The sequence below is a fragment of the Armatimonadota bacterium genome (assembly GCA_020354555.1).
GTDB lineage: Bacteria > Armatimonadota > Hebobacteria.
The window spans coordinates 1,384,865-1,403,102 of sequence record CP070648.1 but is presented as its reverse complement, the minus strand read 5'-3'; the positions used below and the strand labels follow the sequence as shown (position 1 = coordinate 1,403,102).

Annotated in this window: 14 protein-coding genes; 10 read left to right on the top strand and 4 right to left on the bottom strand. The window is 65.4% G+C overall.

Translation table 11 applies throughout. The annotated features are described in order from the left end of the window. Positions 1–155: 155 nt before the first annotated feature. Positions 156–647, top strand: a complete 492-nt coding sequence (locus JSV65_05675; GenBank protein ID UCH35842.1) for a DUF192 domain-containing protein — start codon at positions 156–158, stop codon at positions 645–647. Between the two features lie 99 nt (positions 648–746). Here JSV65_05675 and JSV65_05670 read toward each other — a convergent pair whose 3' ends face one another. Next, entirely contained in the window at positions 747–1,715 is a 969-nt protein-coding gene (locus JSV65_05670; GenBank protein UCH35841.1) for a hypothetical protein, read from the bottom strand. Between the two features lie 577 nt (positions 1,716–2,292). On the opposite strand from JSV65_05670, the gene JSV65_05665 reads away from it, so the two are divergent. Beyond that, the gene (locus JSV65_05665) at positions 2,293–3,492 is read left to right on the top strand and encodes a DegT/DnrJ/EryC1/StrS family aminotransferase (GenBank protein ID UCH35840.1); all 1,200 of its coding nucleotides are present in this window, start codon (positions 2,293–2,295) and stop codon (positions 3,490–3,492) included. Between the two features lie 202 nt (positions 3,493–3,694). On the opposite strand, the gene JSV65_05660 is transcribed toward JSV65_05665, so the two are convergent. Continuing rightward, a complete protein-coding gene (locus JSV65_05660; protein ID UCH35839.1) occupies positions 3,695–5,554 on the bottom strand; it encodes a DUF4838 domain-containing protein in 1,860 nt (619 codons plus the stop codon). Positions 5,555–5,819: 265 nt separating this feature from the next. Between JSV65_05660 and JSV65_05655 the strand changes: the two genes are divergently transcribed. From JSV65_05655 to JSV65_05640, 4 genes are all read left to right on the top strand, one after another. Further along, positions 5,820–6,887 (top strand): exo-alpha-sialidase, encoded by a 1,068-nt coding sequence (locus JSV65_05655; GenBank protein UCH35838.1) that lies wholly within the window; start codon positions 5,820–5,822, stop codon positions 6,885–6,887. A 396-nt stretch (positions 6,888–7,283) separates the two neighbouring features. Further along, positions 7,284–8,411 carry a DEAD/DEAH box helicase gene (locus JSV65_05650; GenBank protein ID UCH35837.1) on the top strand — a complete coding sequence of 376 codons (1,128 nt, stop codon included), beginning with the start codon at positions 7,284–7,286 and terminating at the stop codon, positions 8,409–8,411. A 104-nt stretch (positions 8,412–8,515) separates the two neighbouring features. Continuing rightward, a complete protein-coding gene (locus JSV65_05645) occupies positions 8,516–8,803 on the top strand; it encodes an RNA-binding protein (GenBank protein ID UCH35836.1) in 288 nt (95 codons plus the stop codon). 648 nt (positions 8,804–9,451) lie between these two features. After that, on the top strand, positions 9,452–10,297 hold the full coding sequence (locus tag JSV65_05640; GenBank protein ID UCH35835.1) for a GNAT family N-acetyltransferase: 846 nt from the start codon (positions 9,452–9,454) through the stop codon (positions 10,295–10,297). A gap of 152 nt (positions 10,298–10,449) precedes the next feature. Here the strand turns inward: JSV65_05640 and JSV65_05635 are convergent, their stop codons facing one another. Continuing rightward, positions 10,450–10,896, bottom strand: coding sequence for an NUDIX domain-containing protein (locus JSV65_05635; GenBank protein UCH35834.1), 447 nt, complete (start codon positions 10,894–10,896; stop codon positions 10,450–10,452). Between the two features lie 261 nt (positions 10,897–11,157). On the opposite strand from JSV65_05635, the gene JSV65_05630 reads away from it, so the two are divergent. Then, on the top strand, positions 11,158–11,964 hold the full coding sequence (locus JSV65_05630; protein ID UCH35833.1) for an MBL fold metallo-hydrolase: 807 nt from the start codon (positions 11,158–11,160) through the stop codon (positions 11,962–11,964). 315 nt (positions 11,965–12,279) lie between these two features. Here the strand turns inward: JSV65_05630 and JSV65_05625 are convergent, their stop codons facing one another. Beyond that, a complete protein-coding gene (locus JSV65_05625; protein UCH35832.1) occupies positions 12,280–13,956 on the bottom strand; it encodes a glycosyl hydrolase family 32 in 1,677 nt (558 codons plus the stop codon). A 252-nt stretch (positions 13,957–14,208) separates the two neighbouring features. Between JSV65_05625 and JSV65_05620 the strand changes: the two genes are divergently transcribed. The 3 genes from JSV65_05620 to JSV65_05610 all read left to right on the top strand — a co-directional run bounded on the left by JSV65_05620 (position 14,209) and on the right by JSV65_05610 (position 17,926). Continuing rightward, entirely contained in the window at positions 14,209–15,141 is a 933-nt protein-coding gene (locus JSV65_05620; GenBank protein UCH35831.1) for a glucosamine-6-phosphate isomerase, read from the top strand. Positions 15,142–15,283: 142 nt separating this feature from the next. Further along, positions 15,284–17,431, top strand: a complete 2,148-nt coding sequence (gene buk / locus JSV65_05615; protein ID UCH35830.1) for a butyrate kinase — start codon at positions 15,284–15,286, stop codon at positions 17,429–17,431. A gap of 6 nt (positions 17,432–17,437) precedes the next feature. After that, the gene (locus tag JSV65_05610; protein ID UCH35829.1) at positions 17,438–17,926 is read left to right on the top strand and encodes an ACT domain-containing protein; all 489 of its coding nucleotides are present in this window, start codon (positions 17,438–17,440) and stop codon (positions 17,924–17,926) included. Positions 17,927–18,238 lie beyond the last annotated feature (312 nt).

Genomic DNA, 18,238 nt, shown 5'->3' with positions numbered 1-18,238 from the left:
GAGTTCGGCGATGATCCCGGTAGGCTACGGCGACTGCCGCCAGGAAAGCGCCAGTAACCCGCAGAAGTTGTCCGCCATCGCCGCGCTCTGCTTCCTCGCCCGCGGCGTTTGGCGAACGTGACGAGGGACGGCCCATGGCCAGGTGGCGGTGCGGAATGGCTCCAACAGTCTCCGTAATAGGCGCGCTCATACTAGCGCTCGTGACGGGCTGCGGTTCGAACGTCATCACGAGTGCGCCGGAAGTGCAGTTCACCAAAGAGGGCGAGTTGTGGTTCGTTCGCCAGGCCACCGCGGAGACGATTGCGCGGATTGACATTGAGATAGCCGATACGCCGGCGGAGCGCACACAAGGGCTGATGCACCGGAGCTATCTGCCCCCGGACGCCGGCATGCTGTTCATCTTCGAGTCCTCCGGGCCGCTGACATTCTGGATGAAAGACACCCTGATTCCGCTCGACGTCATCTTCGTCAGCGAGGCCAAGCAGATCGTGTCCATCGCGCAGAACACCACGCCGCTGTCGGAAACGCTGATACCGTCCGGCGGCAACGCGATGTACGTCGTCGAGGTAAACGCGGGATTCTGTGACGCACGCGGCATTGCGGCCGGTGACACGATGGACTTCGTCAGAACCAGGGCGGGCGACTGACCCGATCGCATCAGCGGCAAGGCGCGACTCGAAGTCTCGTCTCGACCGGTGCGTCGCGTGTACTCCCGATCAATGGTTGTCTGACGGATTTGGCCCCGACTACTGGCCCGGCTCCCTGAAGAAGTGGCTGCCCTGAGGCATATGGCAGCTGGTGCAGGTGGCCTTCTCCAAACTAGCTGGCGCGTGCTGTGCCCCGGTCAACGCTCCATGACAATCCAGGCAGAGAGCATTGCCCTCCGTGCGCACCTGGTGCGGCCGGTTGCCTAGCCCGTGAGGCTCATGGCACTTGGTGCACGTGGTCGGCGGAGAAGCGCCGGCGTGCCCGCTCTGGATCCACTCCGAGTACTCCGTCCAAGGCGGCAGTTCGTGCGGCACGTGCGCGCTGGGTCTGGCGTCAGTGAAGGTGGCGGCCAGATCATCACCAGGTCGGTATTCCAGGGAGCGGGGAGAGGCGCTGGACTTGGACTGCCCGAGGCTGTGGCACTGCCCGCAGATCATCGCCTCCCGCAGCGGATCCAGTGTCTGCGGCCGGACGATGGAGGCCTTCTTGTCGCTCGCGCTGGTGTGCTCGCTGCCAGGGCCGTGGCAAGACTCACAGCCCACTCCCGGCTCAGTCCATTTCCTATTCGCCGGATCGTAGCCCGTGACATGACACGCAAGGCACTGTGCAGCACCGTCCACCGAAGGCATTCGTTTCACCCAACTCTTGCTTGCGACTTCCCAGAACAGGGGCAGCAGTTGAAAGTCTTTGTCGAGGTATGCCTGCTCGTACCTCCCGACGCCGAGGACGTAGGCAACTTGGGCCCGTGTGAATCCGGGCTCCGTCCTGAAGTCGCCAAGGATCCTCTGCCCGTCCTTCTCTTCCCCCACCTTCCAGAACGCCAGAGCATGGGGCGTCTTCGGGTAGCTCTCCGCGATGGCCTGGTGCGGTTTCTTGTGGCAGGCCAGGCATAGCTTGGATCCCTTGTAGCTGGCAGAGTGGACATCGCCTCCCGCCGCGATCATCGATACCAACCCGGCTGCGGTCAACCCGCCAACCGCGAGTAGAGCCCTGCGAAGTATGCCCATCGTAGTCTCCTGACTCAAACCTGTAGGTCGGGGGGTTCCGTGCCCCCGACTCGGCTTCCTGTGCGCTCGCTGTGCCAAAGACGCGCCCATCCGCCGCGGTTCGGGCGGCATCCGGGGCAGCCTACGTCGTCCCCACCAGACACAGCGCCGGTGGCGTGTCCGCGGGTGGACCGGGCGCTCGGGCCAGCGACCCGCAACGTACATGACCGGTTCAGACCTGGTGCACGGCCTCCCCCGGTCGGAGCCTTCACTCTTCGGGGAGCAGTTGCTGCGGTGTTTGCCTCGGAGAAGGTCGCCGGCGCCCGCCAGATGCGACCGCCGCCAGGACAGCGACGCCCGGCCCGAAGTCCCTCATTCAGTCGCGGAATCGAACGTGATGCAAACAGTTGACGTGAGTCGCGACGAGCCGCGACATGTCTGTCCTAGCGGCCTGTGTTGCGACGGCATACGCTGCGCGGCCAGCCGGTCGCAGGCGTCCTACGGACGGAGGGCGAAATTGGGAGTTGCGGAAACAAGCCGGCGTTGAGCGGGGCGGGTTTCCGGACTCATAGCGCCTCAGCGACAGGAGCTGAATCCGATGCTGAAGATCGGGAAGCAGGAGGCAGATGCGGCAGCTCGCGTCATCACGAGCGGAAAGCTCTTCCGGTTCCTGCCGGGCAAGCCGGGCGAGTTGGGCGAATGTGCGTGGTTCGAGAAAGAACTGGCGGAGAAGACGGGAACGAAGTACGCGCTGCTTGTGACGAGCGGCACGGGCGCGCTCATCTGCGCACTCGCGGGCCTTGGCGTGGGGCCGGGAGATGAAGTGATCGTGCCCGCCTACACGTTCATGGCCAGTCCGGCGGCGGTACTGGCGGTGGGCGCAGTGCCGATCATTGCCGAGGTTGACGAGTCCCTGATGCTCGACCCGGCGGACGCCGAAGCGAAGCTCACGAAACGCACCGCCGCGATCATGCCGGTGCACATGAGCGGGTTGCCGGCCAACATGGACGGGGTGATGCGCATCGCGCGCAAGCACCGGTTGCGGGTGATCGAGGACGCTTGTCAGGCCGACGGCGGATCGTACAAGGGCAAGCGCTTAGGTTCGATCGGGCACGTCGGCGCCTTCAGCTTCAACTACTACAAGAACATCACATGCGGCGAAGGCGGCGCGGTCGTCACCGATAACCCGACGATCTACGAGCGGGCCATCATCCAGCACGATCCCGGTACGGCGTTCCGGCCGCACCGCGCGGATCTTAGCATCGAGCCATTCATCGGCGGCGCATACCGAATGAATGAGATCCTTGCCGCGGTGCTGCGGGTGCAACTCAAGCGCGTGGACGGTCTCCTGGCAAAGATGCGCAATCACAAGCGGCGGGTCGTGGCGGCGATTGCCGATAGTGGTCTCAGACTCCTGAAGAACAACGATCCGGAGGGCGACTGCGCGACGACGCTCGGCCTGATCTTCGACAGCGAGGACGAGGCGCGGGCGTTCGTGACGCTGATCGCTCCCGGCGGCGCGTGGGCATATCGGCCGATTGACAGCGGGCGGCACGTGTACTCGAACTGGGATCCGATTCTGGAGCGGCGCGGGGCATATCACCCCGCGATGAACCCGTATCTGCGGCCCGAGAATAGGGGATCAAAGCCCGGTTATTCCCAGAACATGTGCCCGCGGACGACCGACCTGCTGAGCCGCGCGGTGTTGATCGGGATCAGCCCGGAGTGGACGGTGGCGAATCGAACGCAGTTGATCAAGGCGATCAAGCAAGCGGCGCGCGAGATGGGGAAACGGTAGCGACGGCGAGCGGATTGGACGCGCCGCGGAGGGCAGCAGAACTGATTCGTGGGGCGGACGTCCGTCGGCCGCGGGCGGCAGGTTTCACGAAGTTGCCGTGAGCTCCGGAGCGCAGTCAGAAGGCTCACGGGTGCAGCATGCCCCGTCACGGCCTGACGCACGCGACGATGATCCGCGTGCACGGTCCAGTTCGCTGCCAGCGTCACCGTGCAAGGTGCTGCGCGCGCCCATCAACCATCCACTGCCAGATCGCCTCGCGCCACAGGGCGACGCGCTGCTTCTCTAATTCGGTCTGCGCGCCTGCCTCCGCCTCGGCGATCAGCGCACCCAGCTCCTCCAATCTCTCCGCAGTTCCCAGTTGCTCCCAGGCGACGCTTTCCCAGGATATGCTTGCCGCCGTTTGGTATTGCGCTGAGTAGTTGGCCGGGTCGGAGGCGATCTCCTCAATCCGCGAGTAGAACTTGTTCATCGATTCAGCAGCGCCGCCGAAATACAAACGGAAGAATTCCTCCATTAGCCCGTCCACATCTTGACCCGGCTCGTCCCACAACTTGACCATCACGTAGGCCTCAAGCTGATCCGGCTCACCGCACACAAATATCCCTCTGATGCCGTCTTTCATGAACATCCGCATCGCGCGCGCCGTCTCGTGAACCATGAAGTGCGGGAAGCACTTCCACCCGTTGACGAGGCCCGCCTCCATGGGATGATGATAGTAGGTCCACATGAACATCGGCGCCTTGGTCTGGTCCAGCCACCCCTTGTAGAGCCTCATGTCGTTGTCGCGTATCCCGTAGTGCACCGGGTAGTAGCAGACGTGCAAGCAGGGAGCCACAGAGACGTTCGCCTCGATTTCGAAGTCCCGAGGCGGATAGGCGTAACACCAGTAGGCGAGAGTGGCGATGTACTTGTCGGGGTGCGTCTTGCCGACCTCGCGCGCGACCGCGTTGACAAACGTGAACCAGTAGTCGCTGGCCCACCCACTGCTGAACTGCCCGGTCGCCCGGTCTACTCCGGTCTCTAACAGAGCCCTACATGCGGCGCACCGGCAGAAATTTGGGTTGTCGTCAGGAACGATCGCGAAGTAGTCCCCCACCGCCAGGCACCCCTCCGCGACCTCGGCTTTGCGGTCGAAGAAATCGCGTGCCATTCGGGCCACGTGGGCAACCAGTTTCGGGTGCGAGTAGCACAGCTGTGAGCCGCGACCCGGCCCCTCGGCCTGGTACGCCGGATCGTTGAACACGGATTCCACGGTCCGTCCATGAAAGGTGTGATTCGCCGCCCATTTCTCGCCGCCCAGCCGCAGCCGCCTCCAGTACAGCACGACCTCCGGCCTCGTCACGCTTCCCCACTGGCCGCTCATGAAAGGCCAACTGCCGTTCCACAGGGCACTGCGATGCTTCAGGGCCGGCGCGCGGCGGATATCGGTTCCGCGGATGGTCAGGGTCGCGCGGCTGGGACACACAATGTTGACTTGCGCCGGTCCGTACCACCGCACCCCGCAAAAGCGCTCCAGAAAGTCGTAGGCCGCATAACAGGTCCCCTGGTCGTCAAAGACGCCGGGAAGCTCGATTTCCCCGGTGCTCCGCTGGGGACAACCAACCGTCTTCCAGTAGTCCACCCGGTGCCGCAGATCCGAGAGACTCCCCGCCATACTCCTGCCCGGCTCCGCACGGTTGTCCTCGGTATCCTCCCAGTCGCGGCCGATAAGAATCAGCGTCTCGGGCCGGAATGCAATAAGATATTCCTGCGGCGAAAAGTCCGATCCGCGCAGGCCGATTTTCCGCGTGGCGGCGCTTTCACCAACGAGAACCCGCGGCCCCGTGACGCTTTGCTTGTCGGTGGCTATGGGCACATCAGCGCCGGTGATCTTGAGGACATGGTGCTGGAGCTCCAGCGCCGCCAACCGGGCCGCCGGCGTCGGATCGGCGGCCACGACGATGGTACACGCCGGTCGGCCCTTGCGCGCCAGGGTGAAGGATGATCCAGTGGATTGGCTCGCAGTGCATGCTGCGAGCAGGATGGAAATGACCAGCGCGGAATGTTCGTTTGTGATAGACATTGGTCAACCGCTTTCCTCTGGTAGAGTGCGGCGCCACCTTCGGAATTCCTGCTGAGCGCGGAACTCGTGCGGCCCGTCCGCCCAATACGCCGCGTCGCGTGGCAGCAGAGATTGGGGGGAGCCACCGTGCAGCTGACCAGGCGCGTGGGGGTATGATGCGGTGGGAAGTGTTGGACTTCGTGCTATTGCTCTGATGATTGGGGTGACGATGATCCTCGGGGGGGACTGCACCCACGCAGACAACAACACTGGAAGCGAGAAGACCATGACACCTCTGGTGCACAGCGCGTTGTTCACCAGCGGCGAGGGGGGGTATCACACCTACCGCATCCCGGCAATCATCGCGACTTCGCGCGGTACGATCCTCGCGTTCTGCGAAGGCCGCAGGCATGGCCCCAGCGACAGCGGGGACATTGACCTGCTCCTCAAACGCTCGACCGACGGCGGGCGGACGTGGAGCGAGCAGCGGGTCGTGTGGGATGACGGACCCAACACCTGCGGCAATCCATGCCCGGTGCTCGACCGCGACACGGGAACCGTCTGGCTCCTTATGACGGGGAACCGCGGTGATGACGGGGAAAGCGCAATCATCGGCGAGACGAGCAAGGACACGCGGCGCGCCTTCGTCACCTGCTCCGGGGATGACGGCGTCACGTGGTCCGAGCCCCGGGAAATCACGTCAGACGTCAAGCAGCCCAACTGGACCTGGTACGCGACCGGCCCGGGGGCAGGCATACAGATCGAGCGAGGCCCGCACCGGGGGCGGCTGCTCATTGCCTGTGACCATATCGAGGCAGGGACCAGGGACGGCTACTCCCATGTCGTCTATTCCGACGACCACGGGGAGACGTGGCGGCTCGGCGGTCGTGCGCCGCAGCCTAAGACCGACGAGTGCGAGGTCGTGGAACTGACCGGCGATCGGCTCATGCTTAACATGCGGAACAACAACCCCGTGCTGCACGCCCGCCAGGTCGCAGTCAGCGGCGACGGTGGGCTGACGTGGACCGATCAGCGCTTCGATCCGGCCCTGATCGAGCCGGTCTGCCAGGCGAGCATCCGCCGGTATTCCTGGCCCGAGCAAGGCGAGAGCGTCATTCTGTTCTCGAACCCCGCCAGCGAGAGCGGCCGCGTCAACATGACCGTGCGCGCGAGCTATGACGAGGGCACAACCTGGCCCATCGCGAAGACGCTTCACCCCGGGCCGAGCGCCTACTCATGCCTGGCGGTGGTGCCCAGCGGGGAGATCGCGTGCCTGTACGAGGCGGGGCAGGAGAACTTCAGGGAATCCATCGTCCTGGCGATACTCACGTTGGAATGGCTGAAGCAGGAATGAGGGGGAGCCCAGGCAAGGACCGGGCCGACGCCGGGAGAAGCACGGCGCACGGCGGATTGGCGATTCACGACCGCGGAAAAACGCGTTGTGGGCGTCGCGGGGGACGTCAGACCGTTTGACATACTCCCTGGGATGTGGTAGTATTCCGACGTAAGCCTTCGTGCATGACCTGTCGGATGAGCCGGGTGATCCCGGTTCTCACGCATCGCGAGGGGACAATTAAGAGTCAGCCACATCGGCAGCCAGCAGGGCGCGCCGGCGATACGGTTTCCTCTGGCATGCGAGACATCTGACATCTTCACGCAATTCAACCTTCACCCCCAGCTTCTGCAAGCGGTTCGTCACTTGGGCTTCGAAACCCCAACACCTATCCAATGCAAGGCCATTCCACCGGCCATGTCCGGTCGGGATGTTATCGCTACTGCGGAGACAGGCAGCGGCAAAACCGCGGCCTTCCTGCTCCCGATCATCGAGCGACTGCGGCGGGGACAGAACGGCGCCACGCGGGCGCTCATCGTCGCGCCGACGCGCGAGATCGCAGCGCAGACCGCTCAGCACGCTGTGGCGCTGACACGCGGCACCGGCCTTCGCACCGTCGCCGTGTACGGCGGGGTCGCGATGGAGGGCCAGCGGCGGGCGCTGCGGTCAGGCTGCGACATCGTTGTTGCCACACCCGGCCGCCTGCTCGACCACTATCGCCGCGGCGCCGCCCGCCTGAGTTCGATCGAGGTGCTGGTGGTGGATGAAGCCGACCGCATGATGGACATGGGCTTCCTGCCCGACCTGCGGCGCATCCTGGCGGCACTGCCGCGCGAGCGCCAGTCGCTGCTGTTCTCCGCCACCATGCCTATCCCGGTGCTGGAATTGGCGTACGAGGAGATTCTGCGCAATCCCGTCCTGGTGGAAGTGGGATCTCAGTCGGTGCCGCCCTCGACCATCTCGCAGGCGGTGTACCACGTGCCGTCCGAGCGCAGGACGGACTTGCTGCTCAACCTGCTGCAAGATGATACAATGCGCAGCGTGCTCGTCTTCCTGCGCACACGACGCCGCGCCGATCGTCTCGCGCGGCAACTTCAACGCAGCAACATGAATGCGACCTGCATCCACGGGGATCGCAGTCAAGGCCAAAGGGAGAAGGCGCTGGACAGCTTCCGGCGGCGCGCGGTGCGGGTGCTGGTGGCTACCGACATCGCCGCTCGCGGCCTGGATATCGAGGGCGTGACCCACGTCGTGAATTACGATATGCCGGCGACACCGGGCGACTATCTGCACCGCATCGGTCGCACGGCGCGCGCCGGCGCCACCGGCGACGCGCTGAGCCTCGCCGGGCGCGAAGATGCGCCGTTGCTGGCCGACATCGAGCGCACGCTCGGCCGGGCCCTCCCTCGTATATCCGTGCCCGGGTTGACCGAAACCGAGCCGCCCCGCGCCAACTCTGCCAATGGGCGCACATCCGCAAGTAGGGCGTGGCATTCTCTAAGGAGGGCGCGTCCCCGAAGACGGCAAGCTAGGGCATATTCCTAGGCGACGTTTCCATTGCCCGCGGCCTGGCACGCAGGTGAGAAGTCGCCGTCGGGTTGGTCGCGGTAATGCCGCACGGAGCCAGGCCGTGTCAGAAGGAGGCCATCATGGCCATCAAGAGTCTCTACGTAGGGAACCTGAGCTACTCCACAACGGAGAGCGCGCTCCGCGAGCTGTTTGCGGAGTACGAGCCGTCGGAGGTGCGGCTGATCCCGGACAAGGGGTTCGGCTTCGTCGACGTCCCGGAGGAGAAGGCCGCCGAGGCCATCGCGGCGCTCAACGGGCGCGAGGTGGATGGGCGCGCGCTGACGGTGAACGAGGCACGCCCGCGCACGGAGCGCGGTGGTGGCGGCGGGCGCCGCGGCGGCGGCGGCGGCGGCGGACGCGGCTGGTAGCCGTTGTCTTCCGAGCCCGAGCTAGTCTGCGAGGCTTGCCAGCAAGCGTTCCTGTACCCTGAGGCGGAGCGAGCCAGGGATGAGCGATCCGGGTATCCGCCACCGCGGCTGTGTCCGGATTGTCAGCGGCAACGCCGCGAGGAGCGGGCAGCCAAGCGGGCTTCGAAGCGCCCTCGGCGCCGATACTTCCGACGTTAGGCGCGATGCCGTCGCCCTTGTTGTCCGTGTGGGCGGCCGGGGAGACAGTCTGGAGACGAGCGGGGCGGGCGTGAGCCCGGGTCGCGCCCGCCGTGCACGCCGTCGCCAAGGACGGCGTGCACGGCTTGCTCGTGCGGGCCATCTGCGCCATCGCGTTGTGTCGAGGTGCTGATGGCATGATCGGTGTTGCCTACACCCGACCTGGAAGGGGCTGGCCCTGACAGGCGGGGTGTTCGGCCACTGTGGGTCGGCGCGCGTGAACCGCCGTGCCGACGCATAGCCTCATGCGCCGCGTACAGCCTCTGCCGGGGCACCACCCGCGGCAGATCAAGCACATGCGCCCCGTCGGATCGTCGCTGCTTTGCGGCGCAGCAGCGGAGCGGCGGATGCGCGGCCCCGGTGTCGCCTGCAACTCTGCTATGGGATGCACTCCCGCAATCCACTGACACCATGCAGAAGATACCTGGGATCGAAGAGCTGACATCTCTCCAGCGCGCCTTCCACGAAGTCCTCGCGACATGGGAGCCGCGGCCATGGGGAGTGATCTGGGCGAATCCCGAGAATCCCGGCTCGCATGACAGCAATCACGCCTACCTCGACGGCAAGTTGCCCGCGGAGCAGTTGCCCGCTGTCCTGAGCGAAGTCGCGGCATGGTACCGCGCGCGCAATCTCCAGCCCCGCCTGCGCTTCTTCATCCCACCCAATGACGCAGACCTGATACGGTTCGCTGAAGAGTTGGGATGGCGCTCGGCCTGCCAGGAGCAGACGTTTCGGGCGTGGCCGAGCAGCGGGGCTCGCGGGGAACTGTGGGAGGTGCCTGGCTTGACCCTCTCGGTCGCCGGCCCAGAGGAACTCGAAGACCTGCTGGCGGTGCACGGTGAAGGAGCGGATCCCGAGACCGTGTTGCGGCACCGCCAGGTGTGGGCGAGCCTGAGCCGAGACCCGAGGGCGGATTGCCTGCTGGCCCGCATCGATGGGGAACCGGCCGCCTCTCTCGCCTGCATCTGGAGCGGAGGGTGGGGCAACGTGGAGGACGTCGCGACGCGAGAGCGCTTCCGCCGGCGGGGCATCTGCCGGGCCATGCTGTGCCGGCTCCAGCAACTCGCAGTCGAGCGCGGCGAGTCCGGGCTCTACCTGTACCATGTCCAAGAAGCCCCGGGCCGCATTTACGCGGCGGTCGGGTTCCAGTTTGTGGCGACCGTGCGGCAGGTCTCGTTGTGGCCGGGCAACCAGCCTGCCTCCGTCATCCCCGTCGGGGAGTCGGGGATGGAGGTGTCGTCGTCGCCTCCGCCATAGTGGCTGCTCACGGCCAGTCTGTATCGCGCCGCGCGCGATTCCGCAGCGCGGCTTGACCGTACCAATGAGCGTCTAGGCGCGATCTCCCGAAGCATACTCTCGTCACGGATAACCCGGCCTCAGCCGCAGGTGCACAGCAACCTACTACCCCCTTAATCCGCAGCGCGCACTCGCGCCAGCAGTTCGGCAAGCAGTGCGTCGTGGCCCGGCGCAAGCGGAGGCACCTCGTCCGGCAGCATCACCCAGAAGAACTCGAACATGATCGGCCCCGGAGTGCCGTCGCTCGGGTGCCGTTCCTCGTGCTGCCATGTCTCGGGCGGATTTCCTTCGCATACGAGGTGGAAGACGTTGCGCCTGAAGATCTCGCCGCGTTCCGGAACGTCCTGATCAAAGCGCCCGAGGAACGCTTCGACGCGCAGGTCATGGATGCCGGTTTCCTCCACTGCCTCACGCAGGACAGCCCGAGCAGGATCTTCGCCGTCGCCTATCGTGCCGCCGGGCACCTGGATGCCCGCGTCGGGGGCATCCGGATGGCTGAAGACGAGCAGGCGATTGCCGTGCGTTATGTACGCGAGCACCTTGTGTCTCAGGGTCGGCATAGGTGACCTCCGGCAGCGTCAGGCGGCATCAACTCTACGGCAAACCGATTGTGCGTGCAAGGGGCCGCTGAAAGGGAGCGCCTAGAGGGTCTCCCCTACAGGAGAATGCCGGGCCGAGCAGACTTTGTCAGATGGTCTCCATCGTACGGCAGGAGGCCGTCTTGCAGGCAGAAACGGCAGTCACAGCGAAGATACGACGATTGCGCCAGCGCCCTTGATCTGGAGCGCCGACCGCCGAGGACATGCGCAGAGAGGCTTTGCGTGATCAGCGCATACGAGTTTGAAGACGTCACCATCATCAGGATGGGCCGCGATAACCCGGGTGGTGTCATCTACTGGACGGCGGGCTGTCTCGTTGATGGTCTGTTGATTGACACGGGGTGCGCCCACATCTCGCAGGAACTGCTCGCGTTTCTCGCCGACAAGCGCGTTGAAGTCATCGTCAACACGCACTACCACGAGGATCACGTTGGGGCGAACCGGGCGCTTCAGGACAAACGAGGCCTGCGCATCTACGCGCACCGGGAATCGGTGCCGCTCATCGGCCTGCGCCCGGAGCTGTCGCGCTATCGGCGCGAGGTCTGGGGCATTCCCGACGCCAGCGATGCCATGCCGACGCCCGACACAATCAATACGCAGAGCCGCGAGTTTCGAGTCATCGAAACCCCGGGCCATTGCCGCGGCCACATCGCGCTCTTCGAGCAGAGCGCAGGCCACGTCTTCTCCGGCGATCTGTATGTCACCCCGACGCCCAAGGGTGCCCGCCCGGAGGAGGACGTCGGTCAGCTCGTCAGGGACATGCGCGGGCTCGCCGAGCTGGAGGGCGAACGCCTGGTGCTCTTCACCGGCGTCGGCAGCGTGGTGGAGGATGGGCGGGCGGCGCTGAGGGATTGCGCTTCCGGTCTGGAGCATCTCATCGCCGTGTCGAAACAGCTCGAGGCCGACGGTCTGTCGCCCGCGGAGATCCGCGACAGGATCCTCGGGGACGAAACGCCGCTCGCCGCGTTGACCGACGGCGACTTCTCGGCCGAAAACCTGATCCGTTCCGCGCTGCGCGCGGAAACGTAGCTCCGCAGCGGGATGCCTCTTGCTGAGGGCCTATGGGGAGCACCCGCAGAGGATGCCGACACTGTCATTCTGAGGCGAAGCCGAATAACCTCATAGGGATGGTGGCAACCGCCTGCCGAGACCGCGCGCGCAAGAAGGGCGCTTCCTTGCGAGCGCTTCATTGATAAGCCGCGGCCGCACGAGTTCCTGCTGTCCGTACGTAAGCGCATCGGCGACGCCGGGATTCTTCGCTTTGCACCTCGCTGACGCTCGGCGCTCCGCTCTGAATGACGCACCTGGCGCGGCAACGCTCTGGCAACATGCGATGCGGCGGCGTCAGCGGCCGTAGGCGGCCGCGCCGACGGTGTCAGTCGGGCCGGTGAAACCCGGGCCGCCGGCAGCGACGTAACCGCGACTGGCGCCGGACTTCTCCGGGCTGACCCAGAACGCGTAGAGGCTTGCGTTCGTCAGGCGGAACCGGAGCTTGACCGGCTTGCCGGCCACGGCGGAGAGATCTTCCGCGCCCTTCCAGTGTACGGCCTGAAGGGTCTTATCCGCGGAAATCGGCACACAGTTGGCGCGCGTGAACGGCCGTATCATCCTGCCGTGCTCGTCGAGCACTTCGACGCGCAGTTCGCCTCCATCGGCGTCCGCATTGACGAACAGGTACTTCCCGCTGAACCGCACGCGCCGCGTCGTGAGCGTCCCGCCGGATTCGTCGGCATCCATTGAAGCGAACCCGTCGCGGCGCAGCATAGCCAGGCCGGTGCTGCTGACGCCGGAGGCTGACGAGCCGCGCTCGCCCGCCCGCCCACTGACGTAGAACCACAGCTCATCACCAACGACCAGGCAGCACCCGCCGGCGGACTGCACGTTCGCCCAGTTCCAGTCGCCGTAGTTCTCGGACACCGGGATGAACGCGCGGCGATCCGGGCGATACCAGTGGAACCCGTCGCGGGTGAAGCCGACGCACACCTCGTTGGGCTTCGCGCGATCCTGCGGCTGGCCGCGCCAGATGCTGAACAGCCCGAGCATGATACTCTCGTACGCCACGGCATCGAGGTTGTACAGTTCGCACGAAGTGTTGAGGTCGGCGCGGCGTGGATCGAGCTTGTCGGCGCCCACCCACAGAGTCGGTTCGCCCGCCTCCCACTTCGCGCCTGCGAGCACGTCCGGGTGCTCCCAGTACCGCCGGCAGCGCCCGACGCCATTCGGCGGCGGAAAGTACTCGCGGATGCCGTACACCCAGACCTCGCGGAATGGATTGTAGAAGACGGTGGTACGGTCGCCGGTCGGTCCGGTGCGACCCACGTCGCTCCAGTGAATGCCGTCAGACGAGAACCAGCTGGAGAGTCCGCCCTGTGAGTCGTAAAGAAACATCTTGTATCGCCGCTCAGGCTTCTGCTCATCGAGGTCGAGCCACGCCGTGCCGGAGTCGCGCTTGCTCGTGTGAACGACGTTGGTGCCGGATTCGATATCGAGAGCCGGTTTCTCCCAGTGGATACCGTCGCGCGAGGTGGCGTAGCACGTCGAATGCGCATAGCCGCCCATGTACCACATCTTGAAGAGTCGGTCCTGCGGGTCGTACCACACCCCGTCGCTGAACACCATCGCCGTCGGCCAGCGCTCAGCCTCCCACGCGCGATCCGGCTTCAGGACCGGCGTGGCCGGGTGGTACTCCGCGAGATGATACGTCCGCTTCAGCGTCGTTCGTTGGATCAGGAAATCGTCAACGAACAACTGGCGCCCGACGTCAATTGGAATGACGTCAGGCGGCGTGACCAGATACGGTGGCTTGGGGGGCGGGGCGAGCGTGAGCGCATCCCTTTGCGGCGGCCACTGCGACGGTAGTTGTATGCCGTTGTACAGCGTTTGGCCGGGTTCGCCCTGCCCGCGTGTCTCGGTGACGGCCGCGAGCGCAATCGCGATAACCGCGAGCACGACCAGGAAGTCGGTACACGTCAGGACTGCTTGGGACATGATGCTCACCTCGCCCGAGAACTTGGCGCGCATTGAAAACCCTCGGACCCACGCGGATGGCAAACACCTTCACCGCCACTTCCGCTCTGACCTGCAAGAGAGGCGACCGGAGGCACCCCCTGGTTCTCGTTTTGGCGGCGCCCGGAATGCGACACTGGACCCGCCGCAAGGAGGAGACGCCGAAGTGCCGTCAAATAGGATTCAACGTAGATACGACCGCCGAGCGGTTGAGACGGCGTCGGCACGCACGCGCCGGGCGGATCACCTGGGACCAGGGAGACTGACATGAGCAGACCACTGAGCGTCGTCGCGCCGGAATGGTGGGATTACACCACCGTCGACCGCGGAATCCTCGAGGACGTCGCCAAGCTCACGGTCGACGATATAGCACAGCTCTCGCGGCCGGGTTTCGAGATCGTATTCTACGATACGCTGGAGAGCTTCTATCTCGCTGAGGCGCTCGAATACGTCGAGGCCTGGTCGCAGGCGACGGAGGACAAGCCGGCCGGCATCTGCGGCCCGATCGGGCCGACGGAGCAATTGCCGCTAGCCGCGCAGTTGGTCAATGCGCTCCGGCTCGACCTGCGCCACGCACACTTCTGGGGCATGGACGAGTGGTACCTCGACGGGCGCGAGGTGCCGGCGACACATCCCTTGTCGTTCGAGAAGGCCGACCGCGAGCTGTGCTTCAGCCGCATTGACCCACAACTCGTCATGCCGGACGCCAACCTGCATTTCCCCAAGGCGGATCATCTCGCCGATTACACCGCGAGCTTCGATCAGGTACGCTGTGTCGTGATGCAGGGCGGCCAGGGCGAGGTCAAGCACTGGGCGTTCAATGACCCGCCGAAGCGGCAGGGCAAGTACCAGGATGCCCCTCCCCCACCCGAAGAGTACTTGAAGCAGAGTGCGCGAGTGGTGGACCTGCACCCGATGACGATCATCCAGAATGCTCGCACATCCGGCGGCGGAAAGGTAGCGGACGTCCCGACCCAGGCGCTGAGCGTGGGGCCGGTGGAGACGTGGAAGGCGGAGCGGGTGTCCATCTGGCAGGCGGGGAACCACGACAACCCATTCGGCATGCGCCTCACCGCGTTCATGATCTCGAAGAAGATCCCGGACGCGGCGGTGCCGATGTCGCTGCTGGCGTTGCATCCCAACGTGCGCTTCAGCTTCTACCGCCACGGCATCGGCACATGTGAGGAGGAGATGCACTGAGCGCGTCATCCGCGGTCCGCGGTGCGGAGTCTGCACGTCAAGGCCGATGACTGGCGCGCTGGTCGCGGCGGCCTGCCCTGAACGTTCGGTCGCACAGGTCCTACCACGTTGGGCTCAGAGCGCTCACTGAGGACGCGATAGCATGCGCGAACCGCCCTCACAATCACTGAGGCCCACGATTAACGCTGCGTCAGAGATCCACGCGGTCTCCGACCTCGTCATCGTCGCCGGCGCGTTGGAGCACAAGAGCGTGGTCGTCGCCGGCGGGGATCGCGTCGCCGATCTCCTGCTGGTGGAGGCGGCGCAGGATCACGGCATCGTTGACCGCGTGATTCTGGTCGGCGACGAGCGGCTCATCCGCGACGCCATCGAGCAGACTCACGTCATGGTGGATCCGGCGGATATCATCGCCGCCGCGGATGACCGCGATACCGCCGCCAAAACCGTCGCCTGCGCGCAGTCGGGCGATGCGGGCATCATCATCAAGGGCGGCACTCCCACGCCGGCTTTGTACCGCGAGCTCCTCAAGATCCGCATCCGCCCGACGATCAGCGTTGTCGCGTGCTTCGACGCGGCGCCCATCGCGGAGGGCCGCTTGATGATGCTCACCGATCCCGGCATCACCGTCCTGTGCACCTACGCGCGCATGGTGGACATCATCGAGAGCGCCGCCGATGTCGCGCGCGTCGTCTTCGGGCGAGCGCGCCCCAAGGTCGCCATCATCTCCGCCAATGAGGAGGACATCAAGGCGCTCGCGTCGAGTCGCATCGCTGCCGAACTCACCCGCCACCAATGGCAGGACATGGAGGTCTACGGCCCGCTCTCTTTCGACCTCGCGGTTGACCCGCAATCGGTCAAGGTCAAACGACTGATCGAGCGGTTCCCGGAGTGCGCGTCGGTGGCCGGGCAGGCCGACATCCTGGCATTCACCAACATTGACGCAGCGAATGCTGTGTACAAGGCCATCATGGCGATGTCCGACTATGGCGCGGCGAGCCTCGCTAATATCACCGTCGGCCTCGAGGTCCCCGTCGCACCGGTGTCGCGCTCGGAGCTGCTGAGTTCCCGCCTGGCGTCGATTGCCCTAACGAGTGTCTACACCCAACTGCGCCCCTCGGGCGAACGTCGCACGCGCGGCCACGCACTCCTCACCCGCGCGTCCGGCCGTCACCGCGTGCTCGTCATCAACCCCGGCTCGACCTCCACCAAGCTCTCCTTCTTCCACGGTGAGGGCGAGCTCAACGCGGGTGAGGTGCGGCACGCGCCGGCCTCTTCCGACCCATCTGACGACATCCGAAACCGTCTGGCTCTGGTGCGGGAGTTTCTCGCCGATCACGCGATCGCCAACGTTGATGCGATCGTCGGGCGCGGCGGGCTGCTACCGCGCGGCAAGCGCAAGCTGGAGGCGGGCGTGTACGAAATCGCGCGCGTCGAAAATGGCCAAGTGATCGTTGACGACGCGCTGGTCGAGGCGATCACGCGCCATGCCGAACTCGAGCATCCGTGCAACCTGGGGATTCCCCTCGCGGCCGAGGTGGCGCGCGAACTCGGCGTTCCGGCGTTCATGATTGACCCGGTGGTTGCGGACGAGTTCATGCCCGAGGCCGAGATCTCGGGCTACGCGCCGGTTCCGCGTCGCAGCGCGGCGCATTTCCTGAGCGTGAAAGAGACGGCGCGGCGGGCGGCAGAGGAGCTCGGCCATGCAGTTGACCAGATCAACCTGATCGTGGCGCACCTCGGCGGCGGGATCACCGTCGCGGCACTGCGTCACAATCGCATGATCGACGCCACGATTAGCTTGCTCGGCGACGGCCCGTTCAGCCCTCAGCGCGCAGGCCGGTTGCCGCTGAAGCACGTGATTGGCCTCGCCTACTCCGGCAAGTTCACGCGCGAGCAACTTGAGCGGGAGCTTTCGACCCGCGGCGGGCTGCGGTCGTACCTCGGAACATACGATCTCGAAGAGATCGCGCGGCGCATTGCCGCCGGCGACGAGACCGCGCGCCAAGTGGTCGAGGCGATGGTCTACTGGGTGGCCAAGGAAATCGGTGCCCTGGCGATAACCCTGGGCGGCGAGGTGGATGCGATCGCGGTCACGGGCGGCATGGCGCGATCGGAGGCTATCGTTGATCAGCTGCGCAGCCGCATCGGCCATCTCGCGCCCGTCGTAGTCTTTCCGGAGTCGCTGGAAATGCAGGCGATGGCCGCGGGCGCGTGCCGGGCCCTTTCGGGCGAGGAACCAATCAAGCGGTGGGCGGACTATGCGCCCGAACCTCCGCCATCCAACGGGTGAGAAGGCATGAGCACAACCGCCAACCAACATCGCTGGCTGTTCCGTGTGATCGCGGTCAACAAGCCGGGCGCGATGACGAGCATCGCTTCCGCGTTCTCGAACCGGGGCATCTCCATTGACAGCATCGTCGCCCATGGCTCGGAGGAGACGCCCGACGATAGTGGCACCGTGGTGATCACTTTCCGGTGCAGCGCAGATGACAAGGAAAAGGTGCGCCGCGAGATCGAGCGCCTGAGCAAAGTCATTCGCGTGGAGGAGCACGTCTATCTCCAAGACTACCTGCGGAAAGGGGCGGTGCTGCTGGTCAAGCCGGATCCCGAGGCGTTTCGCATGGTCGAGTCGTCGCAGAACCTGAACTGGGATCTGATCCAGGATGAGAGCATCGGGCGCACGTACTTCGTCGCGGGCGCTCCCAATCAGGTCGATCCGTTGATCGAGAGTCTGCTCGCCGCCGATCTTATCCTCGATGTCGTGTACGCCATCATCACCATCTGAGACGGTTGATCCCGCGCGCTGCGGCGATGCTGGGAAGCGTCGGCATTCACGACGCCGACCTGTGGCGCCTGCCGCCGGGCACTAGCGTATAAGCCGCCTCGATGCCGCCGCACCGCCGCGTGGCAGGGGGCGGCGAAGCGCGTCCCGAAGTACCGCGGCAGTCAACTCCACGAGGTACGGACATGCCGAGTCAATCGCTCCTGCTTCAATCCCTGTGCGCTGCGATAGGGTGCATGCTCATGGCCACCTGCGTGCACGGCGCGACATATTTCGTCGCTCCGTCCGGTGCAGACGCCAACCCGGGCACGCTCG

Coding starts and splice junctions, on each gene's coding strand:
- JSV65_05675 (UCH35842.1), top strand. CDS start 156: ATGGCTCCAACAGTCTCCGTAATAGGCGCGCTCATACTAGCGCTCGTG.
- JSV65_05670 (UCH35841.1), bottom strand. CDS start 1,715: ATGGGCATACTTCGCAGGGCTCTACTCGCGGTTGGCGGGTTGACCGCA.
- JSV65_05665 (UCH35840.1), top strand. CDS start 2,293: ATGCTGAAGATCGGGAAGCAGGAGGCAGATGCGGCAGCTCGCGTCATC.
- JSV65_05660 (UCH35839.1), bottom strand. CDS start 5,554: ATGTCTATCACAAACGAACATTCCGCGCTGGTCATTTCCATCCTGCTC.
- JSV65_05655 (UCH35838.1), top strand. CDS start 5,820: ATGACACCTCTGGTGCACAGCGCGTTGTTCACCAGCGGCGAGGGGGGG.
- JSV65_05650 (UCH35837.1), top strand. CDS start 7,284: ATGTCCGGTCGGGATGTTATCGCTACTGCGGAGACAGGCAGCGGCAAA.
- JSV65_05645 (UCH35836.1), top strand. CDS start 8,516: ATGGCCATCAAGAGTCTCTACGTAGGGAACCTGAGCTACTCCACAACG.
- JSV65_05640 (UCH35835.1), top strand. CDS start 9,452: ATGCAGAAGATACCTGGGATCGAAGAGCTGACATCTCTCCAGCGCGCC.
- JSV65_05635 (UCH35834.1), bottom strand. CDS start 10,896: ATGCCGACCCTGAGACACAAGGTGCTCGCGTACATAACGCACGGCAAT.
- JSV65_05625 (UCH35832.1), bottom strand. CDS start 13,956: ATGCGCGCCAAGTTCTCGGGCGAGGTGAGCATCATGTCCCAAGCAGTC.
- JSV65_05620 (UCH35831.1), top strand. CDS start 14,209: ATGAGCAGACCACTGAGCGTCGTCGCGCCGGAATGGTGGGATTACACC.
- buk (UCH35830.1), top strand. CDS start 15,284: ATGCGCGAACCGCCCTCACAATCACTGAGGCCCACGATTAACGCTGCG.
- JSV65_05610 (UCH35829.1), top strand. CDS start 17,438: ATGAGCACAACCGCCAACCAACATCGCTGGCTGTTCCGTGTGATCGCG.